This is a genomic window from Streptomyces diacarni (assembly GCF_003323715.1).
Classification (GTDB): domain Bacteria; phylum Actinomycetota; class Actinomycetes; order Streptomycetales; family Streptomycetaceae; genus Streptomyces; species Streptomyces diacarni.
In genome coordinates, this window is the sequence record NZ_QOIN01000028.1 from 1 (window position 1) to 16,173 (window position 16,173).

A 16,173-nucleotide genomic window follows, 5' to 3' on the forward strand; every position below is an offset into this window, starting at 1 on the left:
TGGAGATGACGGGGTTGATAGGCCGGATCTGGAAGCCCAGTAATGGGTGGAGGTGACCGGTACTAATAGGCCGAGGGCTTGTCCATAGAGGCTCGCGTCCACTGTGTTTGGTTCTGAGACAATAACCGCACTTCTAAATGAAGAGTGTGCTTGTTCGCTTTGAGACTCCGGGACCTGGATCAAAGATCCGGGTGACCCGATCAGAGTTTCGGTGGTCATAGCGTGAGGGAAACGCCCGGTTACATTTCGAACCCGGAAGCTAAGCCTTTCAGCGCCGATGGTACTGCATGCGGGAGCGTGTGGGAGAGTAGGACGCCGCCGAACAATCTTTATGGCCCTTGGCCTCCAGCGTGCATGCGCTGGAGGCCAAGGGCCTTTTTTTGTTTTCTCTCCGCTTTCTCAAAGAGCGTTGTTCCACTGCCTGCGCGAGAATCGTGTACAGGCACCGCAGACAGGAGTCACGTCGATGTCCCCCAGCTCCTCCGACGACCGCGACCGCCCAGAACGCCGGCCACGGCAGTCCGGCTCCGGCCCGCGCCGCGATGACGCCTCCCGTCCGGGGGGTCCGCGCGGCCCGCGGCGTGAGGACGGCGGCCGCGGCGGCCGCGGTGGGGGTTTCCGCTCCGGCGGTGGCTACCGCTCGGATGACAGGGACGGGCGCGATGCGCGCGGCGGGCGGGGCGACCGTGGCCGGCCTCAGCGCTCCGGCGGCGGCTTCTCCCGCGACGGCCGTTCCCGTGACGGCCGTCCGCGCGATGACCGTCCGCGCGAGGGGCGGGACGAACGCCGGGGCCAAGGGCCCCGGCGCGAGGGTGACCGCGACCGTTCCTTCTCCCGTCGCGACGACCGCCCGGGTGGTTCCTACCGTAGTGACGACCGCGACCGTGACCGCGATCGTGGCTCGTTCCGTCGTGACGACCGTGACCGCGATCGTGGCTCGTTCCGTCGTGACGACCGCGACCGTGACCGGAGCCCGTACCGTCGTGACGACCGCGACCGCAGCCGTGAGCGCGACTCCTACCGCCGTGACGACCGCGACAGGGGTCGCGGCCGTGAGGGCGACCGCGACAGGGGGCGTCCGCAGGGCGGGCCCGGGGCTCGGCGGGACGAGGGGCGTGACCGTGGGCGTCGACCGTACGGGGGCCAGGGCGATGGCCGGGACCGTCGGGACGAGCGGCGGGGTGGTTTCCGGCGGGACGACGACAGGTCGGGCGGCTTCCGGCGCGGTGGCGGCGATCGTGGGCGGTCGTACGGGCGCGACGATCGGGAGCGGGGCCGCGACCGGCAGGATCGTGAGCCGTTGCGGCGGCTGCCGATCGATGAGGACGTCACCGGCGAGGAGCTGGACAAGGACGTCAAGCAGGAGTTGAAGAGCCTGCCGAAGACGCTGGCCGAGGACGTCGCGCGGAACCTGGTGATGGTGGCGCGGCTGCTGGACGAGGATCCCGAGCGGGCGTACGCGTACGCGAAGGTGGCGCTGCGGCTGGCGTCGAGGGTGCCGTCGGTGCGTGAGGCGGCGGGTTTCGCCGCGTACGCGGTGGAGAAGTACGCGGAGGCGTTGGCGGAGTTCCGTGCCGCGCGCCGGATGACCGGGCTGCAGCATCTGTGGCCGGTGATGGCGGACTGTGAGCGCGGTCTGGGGCGTCCCGAGAAGGCGTTGGCCATGGCGGGTGAGCCCGAGGTGCGGCAGCTCGACAAGGCGGGGCAGGTCGAGATGCGGCTCGTCGCGGCGGGGGCGCGGCGGGACATGGGGCAGGCGGACGCCGCGGTGGTGACGTTGCAGAGCCCGGAGCTGGCGTCCACGTCCGTGCAGCCGTGGACGGCGCGGCTGCGGTACGCGTACGCGGACGCGTTGCTCGAGGTCGGTCGTGAGGACGAGGCGCGTGAGTGGTTCGCCAAGGCCTTGGAGGCCGATCAGAGTGGTGTGACGGATGCCTCCGACCGGCTCGCCGAGTTGGACGGTGTGGAGTTCATCGATGCTCTGGACGGGGACAAGGACGGGGAAGACCAGGCCGACGCGGAGGGGACCGCTGGAGGGTCCGCCGGCGGGAGCGGGCGGAGCGGCGAGGGGCAGGCCTCGGAAGGCTGACCCCGGCCCGCACGGGGTTCCCGCCCCCGTGCGCGTGTGCTGGCGAGCAAGCCAAGCAGGTCGAGCAAGCCGAACAAGCCGAACAACGAGTACGAGGGGCGGCCCCCGGGTGGGGGCCGCCCCTCGTACTCGTTACGCGCTCTTTGTCACCGCGCGCTCGTGCTCACCTGTGCGCGGCCAGCGGGTTCTTCAGGGTGCCGGTGAGCTGGAGCGCCCCGGCGGGGTCCTGGAGGTCGACCATCTGCTGGTTGTTGCGCAGCTGGAGACGGTTGAGGCAGGAGAGGGCGAACTCGTCGGCGAACAGGTCGTAGCGTGCGTGGCGCTCGGCCAGGTGCGGGGTGGACTTCTGGTACTCCTTGGCGACGTCGGCGACGGTGGTCCAGAAGGTGTCCTCGTCGAGGATCCCGGCCGTGTCCAGGACGGGCGCGAGGAAGCGGAAGAAGCAGTCGAAGACGTCCGTGAAGAGGGAGAGGATCTTCATGTCCTCGGGGACGTCGGCGCGGATGCGCTCGACCTCGGTGGGGAGTTCGGCGTCCTCGCTCATGACGGCGATCTCCTCGGCCAGGTCCTTGAAGAGGGCCCGGCGGGGGACGCCCTGGTCGTCCAGGACGAGGATGACGTTCTCGCCGTGCGGCATGAACACCAGGTCGTAGGCGTAGAAGCAGTGCAGCAGCGGGGTGAGGTAGGCGGTCAGGTAGGAGCGCAGCCACTCGGTGGGTTCGAGCCCTGAGCTGTGGATGAGGGCGGCGGCCAGGGAGTTGCCGTCGCGGTCGGTGTGCAGGAGCGAGGCCATGGTGGCGGGCTTCTCGCCGTCGTGCAGGAACGGGATGGGGCTCTCGCGCCACAGTGCGGCGAGCATCTTCAGGTAGGGGGAGCCCTTGGGGGCGGCTGTCTCGTAGGGGGCGGGGTGGTAGCCGACGGCGGCGCGTTCGCGCAGGACGCCGAGGCCGGTGGCGCGGAGCGTCTCGTCGCCTGCCACCAGGTCGGCCAGCCAGTCGTTGATGGCCGGGGTCGCTTCCATGTAGGAGGCGGACAGGCCGCGCAGGAAGCCCATGTTGAGGACGGAGAGCGCGGTCTTCACGTAGTGCTTGTTGGGCTGGGTGGCGTTGAAGAAGGTGCGGATGGACTGCTGTGCGAGGTGTTCGTCGTCGCCGTGGCCGAGGGGCACCAGGTGGCGCTGGGCGACCTCGGCGGCGAAGGTGACCGACAGTTTGTTCCACCACTGCCAGGGGTGGACGGGCACGAGGTGGTAGTCGTCCATGTCCAGGCCCTGTTCGGTCAGGGCGGCGGAGAAGCGGCGGAGGGTGGCGCCGGAGAGCTCGGAGAGGACGAGTTTGTCGTAGGTGAGGTCGGCGCAGGCGGTGAAGGTGGTGCGGTCGCGGCGCGCGGCGAGCCAGATGAGGCGGACGGGGGCGCCGGTCTCGGGGGCGTAGGCGCGGTATTCGGCGATGTCGAAGCCGAGGCGGCCGTTGTTGGCGATGAAGCAGGGGTGGCCCTCGGTCATGCCGGATTCGATGTCCTGGAAGCCGGCGGCGGCGAGTTCGGCCGCGGTGGTGTGGGGCGCCGCGAGTTTGTACGCGGTGCTGGCCAGGGTGGAGCTGATCTCCTCCAGGTAGACGGGGAGGATGTCGTCGCCGAGGCCGAGTGAGGTCCGCAGTTCGGTGATGAAGGCCAGCGCGTCGAGGGGGAGTTCCGCGCCGTCGTGGTGACGGCTGATGCTGTCGGCTTCGACCTGCCAGTGGTCGAGGGCGAAGCGGCGGGCGGTGAAGCGGTACTCGGTGGTGCCGTCGTCGGAGCGGACGGCGTACCGGCGTGCGCCGTTCCCGTGGGACGCGTCTTTCTGCGTGTCCCCCCGCACGTCCCCCTGTTCCGCCTCGTCGAGCGGTGCCGGGGTCAGCAGCCGCTCGTGGGTGAACTCGGCGAGGGCCTTGCGCACCAGGAGTCGGGTGGCGCGGGCCCAGCGTTCGGGGGTGAGGTGGCTGACGGCCGCGTGCGGCGGGGTGGGCTGCGGGGTGGTGGCAAGGCTCATGCGGGGGTCACTCCTGTGGCGGCCTGGAACTGCTCGCGGGTGCAGAAGCTGAGGAGGGCTTCCTTCTCCGGCTTGGTGAGGGTGGTCTCGGCGCGGAAGCCGACGGCCTCGTTGAGGGCGTGTACGGCGGTGTTGCGCACGTCGGGTTCGACGACGACGCGGTGGGTGCCGGGGTCGGAGAAGAGCATCGCCATGACGGTGGTGAGGACGGCACGGGTGAAGCCGTGCACGGCCTCTTGGGTGGGGGCGCACAGGAAGTGCATGCCGATGTCGCCGTCGGCGTGCGGGTAGAGGCCGGCGAGTTCGACGTGGCGGGGGTCGTAGCGTTCCATCAGGAAGGCGGGTTCGCCGTTGTGCCGGCCGAGGAAGGCGTCGTGGTGGGGCGAGGCCGCGATGTCCATGAACTCGCGTTCGACGTCGGGGAGTGTCGCGTCCTGTAGCAGGTAGAACGCCGCCTTGGGGTGGGTGACCCAGGTGTGCAGCAGCTCGGCGTCGGTGAGCGGGTCGACGGGGCGGAGGGAGAAGCATCCCACTTCCGCGTCGGTGCGGGTGAAGACGGTGGCGTCGGCGGTGGTCACAGGGCGGCCTCCGCGTCGGTGGCGGGCGTGCCGTCGGGCAGGGGGGCGGCGAACTCCTGGAAGGCGATGGACCGCTCGATCGGGTACACCTCGCGGCCGAGCAGCGCGCGGACGATGCTGGAGTTGCGGTAGGCGGCCATGCCCAGGTCGGGGGCGACGAAGCCGTGGGTGTGCAGCTCCGCGTTCTGTACGTAGATCTCCCGCCCGGCGGTGTCGACGCTGTAGTCGCGGCGGACGGCGAAGCGTCCGCGCGGGTCCCACTCGATGCGGTCGGCGATCGCGTCGAGGAAGGCGGGGCGCTGGTAGCGGTAGCCGGTGGCCAGGATGAGGCCCTCGGTGGTGAGGGAGAAGTCGCGCTTTTGTTCCTCCTGGCGCAGCCCGAGCGTGTAGGTGCCGGCGGCCGCGTCGTAGGAGGCGTCGGTCAGCGCGGTGTTGGTCATCAGCCGGGTGGGGCAGGAGCGGACGCGGTTCTTCTGGTAGAGCAGGTCGAAGATGGCGTCGATCAGCTCGGAGTTGATGCCCTTGTAGAGGTTCTTCTGCGAGGCGACGAGGTCGTCGCGGGTGTCGGGCGGGAGGGAGTGGAAGTAGTCCACGTACTCCGGCGAGGTCATCTCCAGCGTCAGCTTGGTGTATTCGAGGGGGAAGAAGCGGGGGGAGCGGGTGAGCCAGTTGAGCGTGTAGCCGTGGGCGTCGATGTCCTGGAGGAGGTCGTAGTAGATCTCGGCGGCGCTCTGGCCGCTGCCCACCAGGGTGATGCTCTTCTTTTTCTGGAGGGTTTCCTTGGCTTCCAGGTAGCGGGAGTTGTGGATCAGGTCGCCGCCGAGGTCCTGGCAGGGTTCGGGCAGGTAGGGCGGGGTGCCGGTGCCCAGGATGAGCTTCGGTGCGCGGAAGGTGCGCCGCTCGCCTGTGGGCAGGTGCTCGGTGTGGACGGTGTAGAGCCCGGCGCTCTCGTCGTGTGCGATGTCGACGACGCGGTGGCCGAAGCGCACGGTGCCGTCCGCGAGCCGTTCGGCGGCCCAGCGGCAGTAGTCGCTGAACTCGGCGCGGAGCGGGTAGAAGCTCTCGCGTATGTAGAACGAGTAGAGCCGTCCCGATTCCTTGAGGTAGTTGAGGAAGGAGAACGGCGAGGTCGGGTCCGCGAGGGTGACCAGGTCGGACATGAAGGGCGTCTGGAGGGTGCTGTCCTCCAGCATCATGCCCGGGTGCCAGGTGAACTCCGGCTTGTCGTCGAGGAAGACGCCGTTCAGGTCCGGTATCGGCTCGGTCAGGCAGGCGAGGCCCAGGTTGAAGGGGCCCAGGCCGATGGCGACGAAGTCGTGTACGGGGGCGTCGTGGGTCACGTCGGGGCTCCGGGGTGTGGGGAGGTCGTGGGGGTCAGGCCTGGGCGGCGCTGAGGGCGGGGGCGTGGCCGTGGGCGTCGAGGTACCGTCCGGCGTGGCCGGCGATCAGGTCGAGGACGGTGGCGATGTCGGCCAGTGAGGTCTCGGGGTTGAGCAGGGTGAACTTGAGGTGGTGGCGGCCGTCGACCACGGTGCCGGCGACGATGGCCTCGCCCGAGGCGAACAGGGCGTCGCGTGCGTGCAGGTTGGCCTGGTCGGTGAGGGTCTGGTCGGCGCCGGCCCCGTCCGGGTCTCCCGCGGGGACGTAGCGGAAGACGAGGGTGGACAGCTCGGGGGTGACGACGACCTCGAACCTGTCGTCGGCGTCGAGCAGTTTCCAGGCGTCCGCGGCGCGGTCGACCACCTCGTCGAAGAGTTCGCCCACGGCGTCGGCGCCCATGACGCGCAGGGTCATCCACAGTTTGAGCGCGTCGAAGCGGCGCGTCGTCTGGATCGATTTGTCGACCTGGTTGGGCAGGCCCTTCTCGACGCTGTGGGTGGGGTTGAGGTAGTCGGCGTGGTAGGTGACGTGGCGCAGGGTGTCCTTGTCCCTGACCAGGACGGCGCTGGAGGAGACCGGCTGGAAGAACGACTTGTGGTAGTCGACCGTCACCGAGTCGGCGCGCTCGATGCCCGTCAACAGCGCGCGGCGGCGCCGTGAGGTGAGCAGCCCGCAGCCGTAGGCGGCGTCCACGTGCAGCCAGACGCCCGCCGCCGCGCACAGGTCCGCGAGGTCCGGCAGCGGGTCGATGCTGCCGAAGTCGGTGGTGCCCGCCGTGGCGACGACGGCCATCACCGTCTGGCCCGCGCTCTCGCAGCGCGCCAGTTGCTCCGCGAGCGCGTCGGGGCGCATCCGGCGCCGCTCGTCGCAGGCCACCGGGATGACGGCTTCGGGGCCCAGGCCGAGCAGGACCGCCGACTTCTCGATGCTGAAGTGGCTGCACTCGGAGGTGAGGATGCGCAGCCGCGGCAGGATCTGCGGGGTGCTCGGCGACGTCTCGGAGTTCTTGCGCACCAGCCGGCAGGTCTCCTCGCGGGCCAGCAGCAGCGCCTGGAGGTTGGACTGGGAGCCGCCGCTGGTGAAGATGCCGTCCGCGGCCCGCCCGAAGCCGATCCGCTGCGCCGTCCACTCGACGAGGCGGCGCTCGATCAGAGTGCCGCCCGCGCTCTGGTCCCAGGTGTCCAGCGAGGAGTTGAGCGCGGAGATGACCGCTTCGCCGAGGACCGCGGGTATCACCACGGGGCAGTTGAGGTGCGCGAGGTAGCGGGGGTGGTGGAAGTAGACGGCGTCGCGCAGGTACACCCGCTCCAGCTCGTCCAGCGCCTCGCGGGCCGTGCCCAGGGGTTGCTCCAGATCGACGGCGGAGACGGTGGGGGCGAGCTCCGCCGGGGTGACGCCGGTGAAGGGTTGCCCGGCGCCGGCGAGTTTCTCGGCGACGCGCTCGACACCGTCGTGCAGGGAGCGCCTGTAGTGCTCCGCTGTCCTGTCGTTGAGCAGGTGGGACCTGCTGCTCATGAAGTGTCCTCCTGACACGGACGTGGCACACCGCGCGGCTCGCGCGGTCAGGTAAGGCTAGCCTAACCGGGCCGGTCAGTCGGCGTGCAAGGGGGACTCCTCGGTCAGCCGCGCACCGCTCGGGCAGGGCGGAATTGCACGGCAATGCCCGTATGGGGGAGGGGACGTCGGACGCCGCGGCAGCCGGTGGCCGTAGCGGTTGTGCTGGTCAGTGCGGTGCGTCGGCCAGGGTGCGCAGCACGAGTCCGGTGGCCGGTTTCGGGCCGAACGAAGTGGACTTACGCGGCATCGTGACGCCCTGCTCGGCCAGCGCCCGCACCCTCTCCTCGACGACAGGCCGCATCAGCACGGCCGTGCCGCCCCGCGCCGCAGCCTGGCTGAGCGCGGCCTCGGTGTGGTGCAGATAACCGATGTCCGCCGGGGAGTCGGGGACCTGCCAGACGGCGTCCAGCAGCGTCGCGTGCAGGACCGTCGCGTCCAGCTCCCGCCACGCCGCCGGCCGCCCCGCCGGAACCGTCCGCTCCAGCAGCTCGGGAGCCGGCCTGTCGAGCAGATGGAAGACGCCGTCGCCCGCGCTCAGCAAAAAGGCGTTGCCTGCCGCCTCGTCCAGCGCGCGCAGCGCCGCCGCCGGCGGCCCTGGGAGCGTGCGCACCCGGAAAGCGCCCCGCTCCCCGCAGCCCTCCCCCGCACGGGAGAGCAGGTCGAGCGCCTTCTCCAGCGGCAGCCTGGGCAGCACCCGGTGGATGGCCCGCACCTGGAGCGGATAGCGCGCCGTGTCGACCAGCAGCACCAGGCCGTGGTCCCAGGGGGAAGGCGCGGCGGGGGAGGACGCGGCCCGCTGCCCCTGCTCCTCGCGCAGCCGCAGATACGTCGCCCAGCGGTGGTGGCCGTCCGCGATCAGCGCACGCCGCACGGCCAGGTCGGCGTCGACCGCCGCGAGCTCGGCCGGGTCCGTGACCGCCCACAGCCGGTGCGAGAAGCCGTCCTCGGTCGTCGTCGCCACCAGCGGCGGGCGCCGCGTCGCCCGCTCGATGACGGCCGTGGCACCCGTCCTCGAGCCGCTGCCCCGGTAGGAGAGCAGCAGCGGCTCGGGGTTGGCCGCCATCTGGCGCATCAGCGCGGCACGATCGGCGACGACCTCCGCTATAACGTCCTCGTGGGGCAGCACGATGCCGTCCTCGGGCGGGGTCAGCCGCAGCGCCCCGATGAGACCGCGCTGCAACAGCTCGCCCTCGCGCTGCTCGTACACGTACAGCGCCGGAAGCGGATCGTGGACCAGTACGCCGTCGGCCTGCCAGCGGCGCAGCGTCTCGGCCGCCTGGCGGTGCCGCACCTCGGGGTCCGCGGCCTGGGGGAGGATGAGCCGCACGATGTTGTACGGGTCGGCCGTCTCCAGCTGCCGCAGCCCGTCCGGCCTGACCACCACGTCGTACGGCGGGGAGGTCACGGCAGCGAGGCTGCTGACCTTCTCCGGCGCGTAGCGCAGTCCCCGGAACGGAGCGAGTCGAAGGCCTCGGGCGGTCATCCGTGCATCGTATGACGGTGCCCGGTGGCGCCGGGAGTGGGGCACAGGGGGCGCGCGGTGGCGGGGCCCGGTGGGACGTGGGAGAGGATTCCAGACGGCGCCGAGGCGAAGGCGCCCGGAGCACCACGAGAAAGCGAGCCCCCATGCACGCCAGCCCGTCAGCTCGAGCCGCCGCGACCCGTCCGCAGCCCAGCGAGCGCCCCCTGCACGAGTGCTACGACACCGCACTGCTCGACCTGGACGGAGTGGTCTACGCCGGGGGAGAGGCGCTGCCGCACGCCGTCGATTCCCTGGCCGCCGCGCGGGAGAGCGGCGTGCGCCTCGCCTACGTCACCAACAACGCGGCCCGCACCCCGCAGACCGTCGCCGCGCACCTGACCGAGCTGGGCGTGGCAGCGGGACCGGACGAGATCGTCACCTCGGCCCAGGCGGTCGCCCGGCTCGTCGCCGAACAGCTGCCCGAGGGCGCGCGCGTGCTCGCCGTCGGCGCCGAGGGGCTGCGGGTGGCCCTGGAGGAGCGCGGGCTGACCGTCGTCGAGTCGGCCGACGAGGAGCCCGCCGCCGTGGCGCAGGGCTACGGCGGGCCCGGCATGCAGTGGGGGCGGCTGGTGGAGGCCGCGCTGGCGGTGCAGCGCGGCGTGCCGTGGTTCGCCTCGAACACCGATCTGACCATCCCCAGCGGACGCGGCATCGCCCCGGGCAACGGCTCGGCCGTGGAGGTCGTACGGCTCGCCACCCGCTGGATGCGGCACCCGCCCGAGCCGCAGGTCGCGGGCAAGCCGCTGCCCCCGATGCACCGCGAGTCCATCATCCGTACCGGCGCGCGGCGGCCCCTGGTCGTCGGCGACCGGCTCGACACCGACATCGAGGGCGCGCACGCGGGGCGCGTGGACTCGCTGCTCGTCCTCACCGGGGTCACCGACGCGGGAGCGCTGCTGGCCGCGGGGCCCGTGCACCGCCCCACCTACGTGGCCCGCGATCTGCGCGGCCTGCTGGAGCCGCATCCCGCGGTCAGCGGCGACGCCGGCGCGGGGTTCACCTGCGGCGGCTGGAGCGCGCACGCCGAGGCCGGCCGGCTGCGGCTGGAGGGCGAGGGAGAGCCGGCGGACGGCCTGCGTGCCCTGTGCGCGGCCGCCTGGTCGGCGGCGGGCGACGCGACGTGCCGACTCGACGCGGACGAGCCCCTGGCCCGGCTGGGGCTGTGAGCCGCACGGGGCGGAAGGAGCCGGGAGGGGCCGTGGCCTCCCCGTGCGGAAGCAGCCGCGGGCGGCCGCGGCCGCCCGCGGGGGACGGATCAGGCGGCGGTGGCCGCCAGCGCCTCGGCCACCAGCTGCTCCTCGCTCGCGCCCAGCCGCCAGTAGCCGGTGAACTTGACCGCCCTGCGGTCGAACCCGCGCTCGCGCACCAGGTGGCGCCGCAGCGTCTTGACGGTGCAGGACTCGCCCGCGAGCCAGGCGTACGGAGTCCCCTCGGGTAGCTGCGCGGAGCGGACCGACTCCACCATCCGGTCGGCCCGCGAGGCGTCGGGCGCCTCGTCGCGCACCAGCCAGGTGATCCGCGCGTCGGAGACGGTCGGCAGGTCCTGGACGTCCTGCAGATGCGGGACCTCGGCGAACACCCGCACGGGCATCCCGGCCGGCAGCCACTCCAGGATGGCGCCGAGGGCGGGCAGCGCCGTCTCGTCGCCGCTCAGCAGCACCCAGTCGGTGCCGGCGGGCGGCCGGAAGTCGACGCCGCCGTTGTCCTCGACGACGGGACCGAGCAGCGTGACCCGGTCACCGGGCGCGGCGCGCAGCGCCCAGCGGGAGGCGGGGCCGATCTCGCCGTGCAGCGCGAAGTCGACGTCGAGCTCGTCGGCCGCGCCGTACTCGCTGCCCCGCCGCAGCGCCCGCACCGTGTAGCTGCGCATGATCCCGCGGATGTTCTCGTCCATCGCGCGCCAGGCCGGGAACCAGGCCTCTCCCGCCTCGGTGGGCACCACCGGCGCGGTCTGGCCCGGCTGCGGCAGGAACAGTTTGAAGCGCTGGTCCCGCCCGCCGGAGGCGAAGCGCTCAAGACCCTCGCCGCCGAAGGTGATCCGCAGCATGGTCGGGCCCAGCGTTCGGGTCCGTACGACGTGCAGGTCGAAGAACTGGAACGGTGCGGCGGCGGGCGCGGGCCGCGCCTGGGAGACCTGGCTCATCGTGTCTGCTCCTCCCGTGAGGGGTGTGCGGGTCGAGGGACGTGCCGGCGGCCTGTCGGCCGCCGCTCGGCGGTGTGCCGGTGGCCCCGTTGCGTCGGGGGCCTCCGGCGGTCGGTCAACGGAGCTTCTTGGCCTTCTCGATCGCCTCCGCGAGGTCCTCCAGCAGCGGCGCGGCACCCGCGTAGGAGAAGCGGGGCTCGGCCGCCCACTGCGCGACCTGCCCGGCCTTGACGGCGGGAAGGTCGTTCCAGGACGGCTTCGACGTGAGCGCCTTGGGCTGGAGGGACTGGGTGCGGTTGTCCAGGATGATCAGGTCGGCGTCGTACTTGTCGGCGTTCTCCCAGCTCAGCTCCTCGAAGAAGCCCTGCTCATTGAGCTTTTTGGGGGTGACGAGGTCGACGCCGAGCTCCTTGAAGTACGTCAGGTCGGAGTTGGCGTCCGGGTGCGAGACGTAGAACAGGTCGGCGGCGCCGGCGGCCGCCATCACGCGGATGCCGCTCTTGGCGGCCTTGCGCAGCCGCTCGGCGGCCTTCTCGAAGCGGGTCTTGGCCGCCGCGTTGGACTTCGACTTCAGGTCCGCGCCCAGCGACTCGGCGAGCTTGCCGAACTGCTGGATGACCTCGGCCATCGACACGTGCGCCGCGTTCATGGCCACCTGCGGCGCCAGCTTGAAGATCTTGTCCTTGCTCTCGGCGGGGACGTAGAAGAACTCGCCCTTGACGTACATGTTGCTGATCAGCAGCTGGGGACGGGTCTTGGCGTACTTCTCCAGGTCGAACTCGCCGAAGGCGTTGCCAATGACCGACAGCTTGGAGATGTCCATGTCGCCCGCGAGGACGTCGGGCTCGCCGTTCTTCTGCTTGGTCGGCCCGAAGACGCCGACGACCTTGTCCCGGATGCCGAAGTCCCACAGCGCCGCCGCCGTGCCGACGTAGGCCACGATGCGCTCGGGAACCGCGTCGAGGCCGACCTTCTTGCCCCGGCCGTCGGTGAAGGACCAGCCGTCGCCCTTCGAGCCGCCGCCCGAACCCGAGCCCGATCCCTCGCCGCCGCAGGCGGCCAGCAGCGCCCCGAGACCGGCGGCGCCACCCGCGGCCAGCAGGCCGCGGCGCGAAAGGTGGGGGAGGGAGGAGGAGCTGGGCATGGTCACGGGCCTTCTCTCGCGTTGCTGAGGGCGCACCGCGGGCATGCCGCGGACGTCACTGCGGGGCGGCCATGGGACCGCGTTCGCAGTTAGGCTAACCTAACCAAAGTTGTTGTTGTCCAGTGGTCGGGCGGTCCCTTCTCCCGGCCCCTACCGGAGCGGGTACGTGACTCTCACCAAGTCCCCGAAGGTGCACGGGGGTTCGGCGGCCGGTCAGCCGCCGGACGCCGAACCGGATCGCCCGGAGCGCGCACGGGCGCCCCTCGCACGCGCCGCCGGACTGCTGGCTTCCCTCCTCCTCCTGCTGGTCGTCCTGCTGCTCAGCCTCGCCTTCGGCGCCCGCCCGCTCTCCCTGGGCGACGCCTGGTCGGGGCTGGTCGACAGCGGCTCGGCGAGCTGGACCGTCGTCCACGAGATGCGGCTGCCCCGCACCCTCCTCGGCCTGCTGGCCGGGATCGCGCTCGGCCTGGCGGGCGGCGTGATGCAGGCGCTCACCCGCAACCCCCTGGCCGACCCAGGACTGCTGGGCATCAACGCGGGCGCCGCCGCCGCCGTCGTCACCGCGATCTCCTTCTTCGGGGTCGCCGGCTACACCGGCTACATCGGCTTCGCCTTCCTGGGAGCGGCCGCCGTCTCGGTGCTCGTCTACGCCGTCGGCGGCGGCCGCGGCGCCACCCCGGCCCGGCTCGCGCTCGCGGGGACGGCGCTCAACGCCGCGCTGGTCTCCTACGTGAGCGCCGTCCAGCTCATGGACACCGCCTCGCTGGACCGGATGCGGTTCTGGCAGGTCGGCTCGCTGGCCCGCGCCCAGGACGCGACGGTCACCTCGGCGCTGCCGTTCATCGTCGTCGGGGTCCTCATCGCCCTGGCGCTGGCCCGGCCGCTCAACGCGCTCGCCCTCGGCGACGACGCGGCCCGCGCCCTCGGCTCCCGGCCCACCCGCACTCGTGTCGCCGCCATCGTGGCCATCACCCTGCTGTGCGGAGCGGCCACCGCCGCGTGCGGGCCCATCGTGTTCGTCGGGCTGATGGTGCCGCACATGGTGCGCGCGCTGACCGGGCCCGACCAGCGCTGGATGCTGCCGTACTGCGCCGTCCTGTCCCCGGTGCTGCTGCTGGCAGCCGACATCCTCGGGCGCGTGCTGGGGCGGCCCAGCGAACTCCAGGTCGGCATCGTGACCGTCGTGCTCGGCGGTCCGTTCTTCCTCTACTTCGTGCGCAGGCGGAGGGTGGCACAGGCATGAGCGTCATACGCACCCCCGGCGGCCTGTCCGTCAGCTACCGGCCGCGCGCGCTGTTCGTCGGCGCCGGCTGCGTGGTGCTCGCGGTGGTCGCCGCCGTCCTGGCGATCGGCAGCGGCGAGTACCCGATGGCGCCGGACGAGGTCGTCCGCACCCTGGTCGGCCAGGGCGACCCGGCCGACGCCTTCATCGTCAACGAGCTGCGGCTGCCGCGCACCGTCACCGCGCTGCTCGTCGGCGCGGGTCTCGGCCTGTGCGGGGCCGTCTTCCAGGCCGTCGTACGCAACCCGCTCGGCAGCCCCGACATCCTCGGCTTCACCACCGGGGCGTCCGCGGGGGCGCTGGTGGTCATCGTGCTGGCGGGCGGCAGCAGCGCCTTCCTCGCGGGCGGCGCCGTCGTCGGGGCCCTGGTCACCGGCGTGCTGATCTACGCCCTCGCCTGGAAGGGCGGGCTGCACGGCTTCCGGCTGGTCCTCGTCGGTGTCGGCATGACCGCCATCCTGACCGGCGTCAACAGCTACCTGATCACCCGCGCCGACATCACCGACGCCTCCCGCGCGGTGCTGTGGATGACCGGCACCCTGGACGGGCGCGGCTGGGACGACGTACTGCCGCTCGCCCTCGGCATGGTCGTCCTCGTCCCGCTGGTCCTGCTCGGCTGTGCGCGGGCGCTGCGGATGATGGAGATGGGCGACGACGCCGCCGCCGCGCTCGGCGTCCGCGTCGAGCGCACCCGGCTGGCGCTGCTGGGCGCGGCGGTCCTGCTGGTGGCGCTCTCGGCCGCGGCGGCCGGGCCCGTCGCCTTCGTCGCCCTGGTGGCCCCGCAGGTCGCCCGGCGGCTCACCAAGTCGCCGGGACCCAACCTGCTGCCCTCGCTGTGCATGGGCGCGACCCTTTTGATCTGCGCCGACCTGGTCGCCCAGCGGGCCTTCGGCGACCATCAGCTGCCGGTCGGCGTGGTCACCGGCGTGGTGGGCGGCGGCTACCTGGTGTGGCTGCTGGCCACCGAACGCAAGGCGGGACGGATATGAGCGGCCGCACGGGCACGAGCCGCGGCCGTACGGGCACGAGCCGCGGCCGTACGGGCACGAGTAGCCGTACGGGACTGGACAGCCGCACGGGCGCGAACGGGCCCGCGGGCGCGCGCGGCCCTGCGGACACCGACGCACGAACGGACACGACGGAGGCGGGCACGGTAATGACGACCGCGACAGACGCAGAGGACCGGGTCACCGGCGACGGCGCCGCGCAGCGGGACACCACGGCTGCCCGGCTCACGGGCCACAACCTCACTCTCGCCTACGACCAGCGCACCATCGCCAGCGAACTGGACGTGGCGGTGCCCCACCAGTCCTTCACGGTGGTCGTCGGCCCCAACGCCTGCGGCAAGTCCACGCTGCTGCGTGCCCTCTCCCGGATGCTCAGGCCCACCAGGGGACAGGTACTGCTGGACGGCGAGGACATCGCCGGCATGCAGGCCAAGGCGCTCGCCCGCACCCTGGGCCTGCTGCCCCAGTCCTCCATCGCGCCCGACGGCATCACCGTCGGCGACCTGGTCGCCCGCGGCCGCTACCCGCACCAGGGACTGCTGCGCCAGTGGTCGCGCGACGACGAGTCCGTGGTCGCCGAGTCGATGGCGGCCACCGGTGTCGTCGAGCTCGGCGACCGCTTCGTGGACGAGCTGTCCGGCGGGCAGCGGCAGCGCGTGTGGATCGCCATGGCCCTCGCCCAGCAGACGCCGCTGCTGCTGCTGGACGAGCCCACCACCTACCTGGACATCGCCCACCAGATCGAGATTCTCGACCTGTGCGCACGGCTGCACGAGGAGGAGGGCCGCACCCTCGTCGCCGTGCTGCACGACCTCAACCACGCCGCCCGCTACGCCACCCACCTGATCGCCATGCGGGAAGGCCGGATCGTCGCGCAGGGCACACCGCGCGAGGTGGTGACCGCGCAGCTGGTGGAAGAGGTCTTCGGCATGCCCTGCCGTGTCATCGACGACCCGGAGACCGGCACCCCGCTGGTGGTGCCCGCAGCGCGCCGCTGATCCGTCGCCCCCGATGTCACACCCGGGAGGTAGCGTCGGGGGCATGAGCGAGTTCGCGCCGGGGACCGGCCCCGGATACGCCTTTGACCAGCACCGGACAGGGGACGGCAGCGGACGCCCCGAGCGCCACGAGGCCGGCGCGGAAGGGCCGTCGGGCGGTGTCCGGGAACAGCCCGTCCAGCCCCGGGACGGTGCGGGGCCACCCGACGAGCCGGCTCCGGAAGCCGGCACCGGGAGCGCCGAGGAGAGCGGCGAAGGCCCCAGGCCGCTGGGCGTCGGCGTGCGCCCCACGGGGCACGCCCCCGTCGACGAGCGGCTCAGGCGTCTGGAGGACGCCGACCACCTCGCCGTGTCGGGCCACCAGGAGGTGTACGAAGATGTGCACCGCGGCCTGCGGGAGACCCTGGCCGCGCTGGACCGCCCCCACACCCCCCGGAGCTGAAC

Annotated in this window: 13 protein-coding genes and 2 rRNA genes; 8 read left to right on the plus strand and 7 right to left on the minus strand. The window is 72.2% G+C overall.

The annotated features are described in order from the left end of the window. From DTL70_RS03350 to DTL70_RS03365, 3 genes are all read left to right on the plus strand, one after another. Positions 1–86, plus strand: a 23S ribosomal RNA gene (locus tag DTL70_RS03350); the annotation flags it as partial. A 121-nt stretch (positions 87–207) separates the two neighbouring features. Next, positions 208–324: ribosomal RNA gene (rrf, locus tag DTL70_RS03355) — 5S ribosomal RNA — on the plus strand. A gap of 985 nt (positions 325–1,309) precedes the next feature. Next, positions 1,310–2,089 carry a tetratricopeptide repeat protein gene (locus DTL70_RS03365; RefSeq protein WP_114020655.1) on the plus strand — a complete coding sequence of 260 codons (780 nt, stop codon included), beginning with the start codon at positions 1,310–1,312 and terminating at the stop codon, positions 2,087–2,089. 163 nt (positions 2,090–2,252) lie between these two features. Here DTL70_RS03365 and DTL70_RS03370 read toward each other — a convergent pair whose 3' ends face one another. The 5 genes from DTL70_RS03370 to DTL70_RS03390 form a co-directional block, all read right to left on the minus strand. Beyond that, positions 2,253–4,118: an IucA/IucC family protein gene (locus tag DTL70_RS03370; protein WP_114020324.1), complete on the minus strand. Its 1,866-nt coding sequence runs from the start codon at positions 4,116–4,118 to the stop codon at positions 2,253–2,255. Continuing rightward, positions 4,115–4,696 (minus strand): GNAT family N-acetyltransferase, encoded by a 582-nt coding sequence (locus tag DTL70_RS03375; protein ID WP_114020325.1) that lies wholly within the window; start codon positions 4,694–4,696, stop codon positions 4,115–4,117. The genes DTL70_RS03370 and DTL70_RS03375 overlap by 4 nt, the downstream gene beginning before the upstream one ends. Further along, a complete protein-coding gene (locus tag DTL70_RS03380; RefSeq protein ID WP_114020326.1) occupies positions 4,693–6,036 on the minus strand; it encodes a lysine N(6)-hydroxylase/L-ornithine N(5)-oxygenase family protein in 1,344 nt (447 codons plus the stop codon). The genes DTL70_RS03375 and DTL70_RS03380 overlap by 4 nt, the downstream gene beginning before the upstream one ends. A gap of 34 nt (positions 6,037–6,070) precedes the next feature. Beyond that, positions 6,071–7,591: a pyridoxal phosphate-dependent decarboxylase family protein gene (locus tag DTL70_RS03385; RefSeq protein WP_114020327.1), complete on the minus strand. Its 1,521-nt coding sequence runs from the start codon at positions 7,589–7,591 to the stop codon at positions 6,071–6,073. 208 nt (positions 7,592–7,799) lie between these two features. Next, on the minus strand, positions 7,800–9,116 hold the full coding sequence (locus DTL70_RS03390; RefSeq protein ID WP_114020328.1) for a DUF1015 family protein: 1,317 nt from the start codon (positions 9,114–9,116) through the stop codon (positions 7,800–7,802). 143 nt (positions 9,117–9,259) lie between these two features. On the opposite strand from DTL70_RS03390, the gene DTL70_RS03395 reads away from it, so the two are divergent. Next, positions 9,260–10,321, plus strand: a complete 1,062-nt coding sequence (locus DTL70_RS03395; RefSeq protein WP_114020329.1) for an HAD hydrolase-like protein — start codon at positions 9,260–9,262, stop codon at positions 10,319–10,321. Positions 10,322–10,410: 89 nt separating this feature from the next. On the opposite strand, the gene DTL70_RS03400 is transcribed toward DTL70_RS03395, so the two are convergent. After that, positions 10,411–11,298, minus strand: coding sequence for a siderophore-interacting protein (locus DTL70_RS03400; protein WP_114020330.1), 888 nt, complete (start codon positions 11,296–11,298; stop codon positions 10,411–10,413). Positions 11,299–11,413: 115 nt separating this feature from the next. Beyond that, positions 11,414–12,442: an ABC transporter substrate-binding protein gene (locus DTL70_RS03405; RefSeq protein ID WP_114020656.1), complete on the minus strand. Its 1,029-nt coding sequence runs from the start codon at positions 12,440–12,442 to the stop codon at positions 11,414–11,416. 166 nt (positions 12,443–12,608) lie between these two features. Here DTL70_RS03405 and DTL70_RS03410 point away from each other — a divergent pair, with 166 nt between their 5' ends. The 4 genes from DTL70_RS03410 to DTL70_RS34075 all read left to right on the plus strand — a co-directional run bounded on the left by DTL70_RS03410 (position 12,609) and on the right by DTL70_RS34075 (position 16,171). Next, positions 12,609–13,685, plus strand: coding sequence for a FecCD family ABC transporter permease (locus DTL70_RS03410; protein WP_114020331.1), 1,077 nt, complete (start codon positions 12,609–12,611; stop codon positions 13,683–13,685). After that, positions 13,682–14,713, plus strand: a complete 1,032-nt coding sequence (locus DTL70_RS03415) for a FecCD family ABC transporter permease (RefSeq protein WP_114020332.1) — start codon at positions 13,682–13,684, stop codon at positions 14,711–14,713. The genes DTL70_RS03410 and DTL70_RS03415 overlap by 4 nt, the downstream gene beginning before the upstream one ends. 167 nt (positions 14,714–14,880) lie before the next feature. Further along, positions 14,881–15,729: an ABC transporter ATP-binding protein gene (locus DTL70_RS03420; RefSeq protein ID WP_181860762.1), complete on the plus strand. Its 849-nt coding sequence runs from the start codon at positions 14,881–14,883 to the stop codon at positions 15,727–15,729. A gap of 43 nt (positions 15,730–15,772) precedes the next feature. After that, positions 15,773–16,171, plus strand: coding sequence for a hypothetical protein (locus tag DTL70_RS34075; RefSeq protein WP_245978969.1), 399 nt, complete (start codon positions 15,773–15,775; stop codon positions 16,169–16,171). Positions 16,172–16,173: the final 2 nt, after the last annotated feature.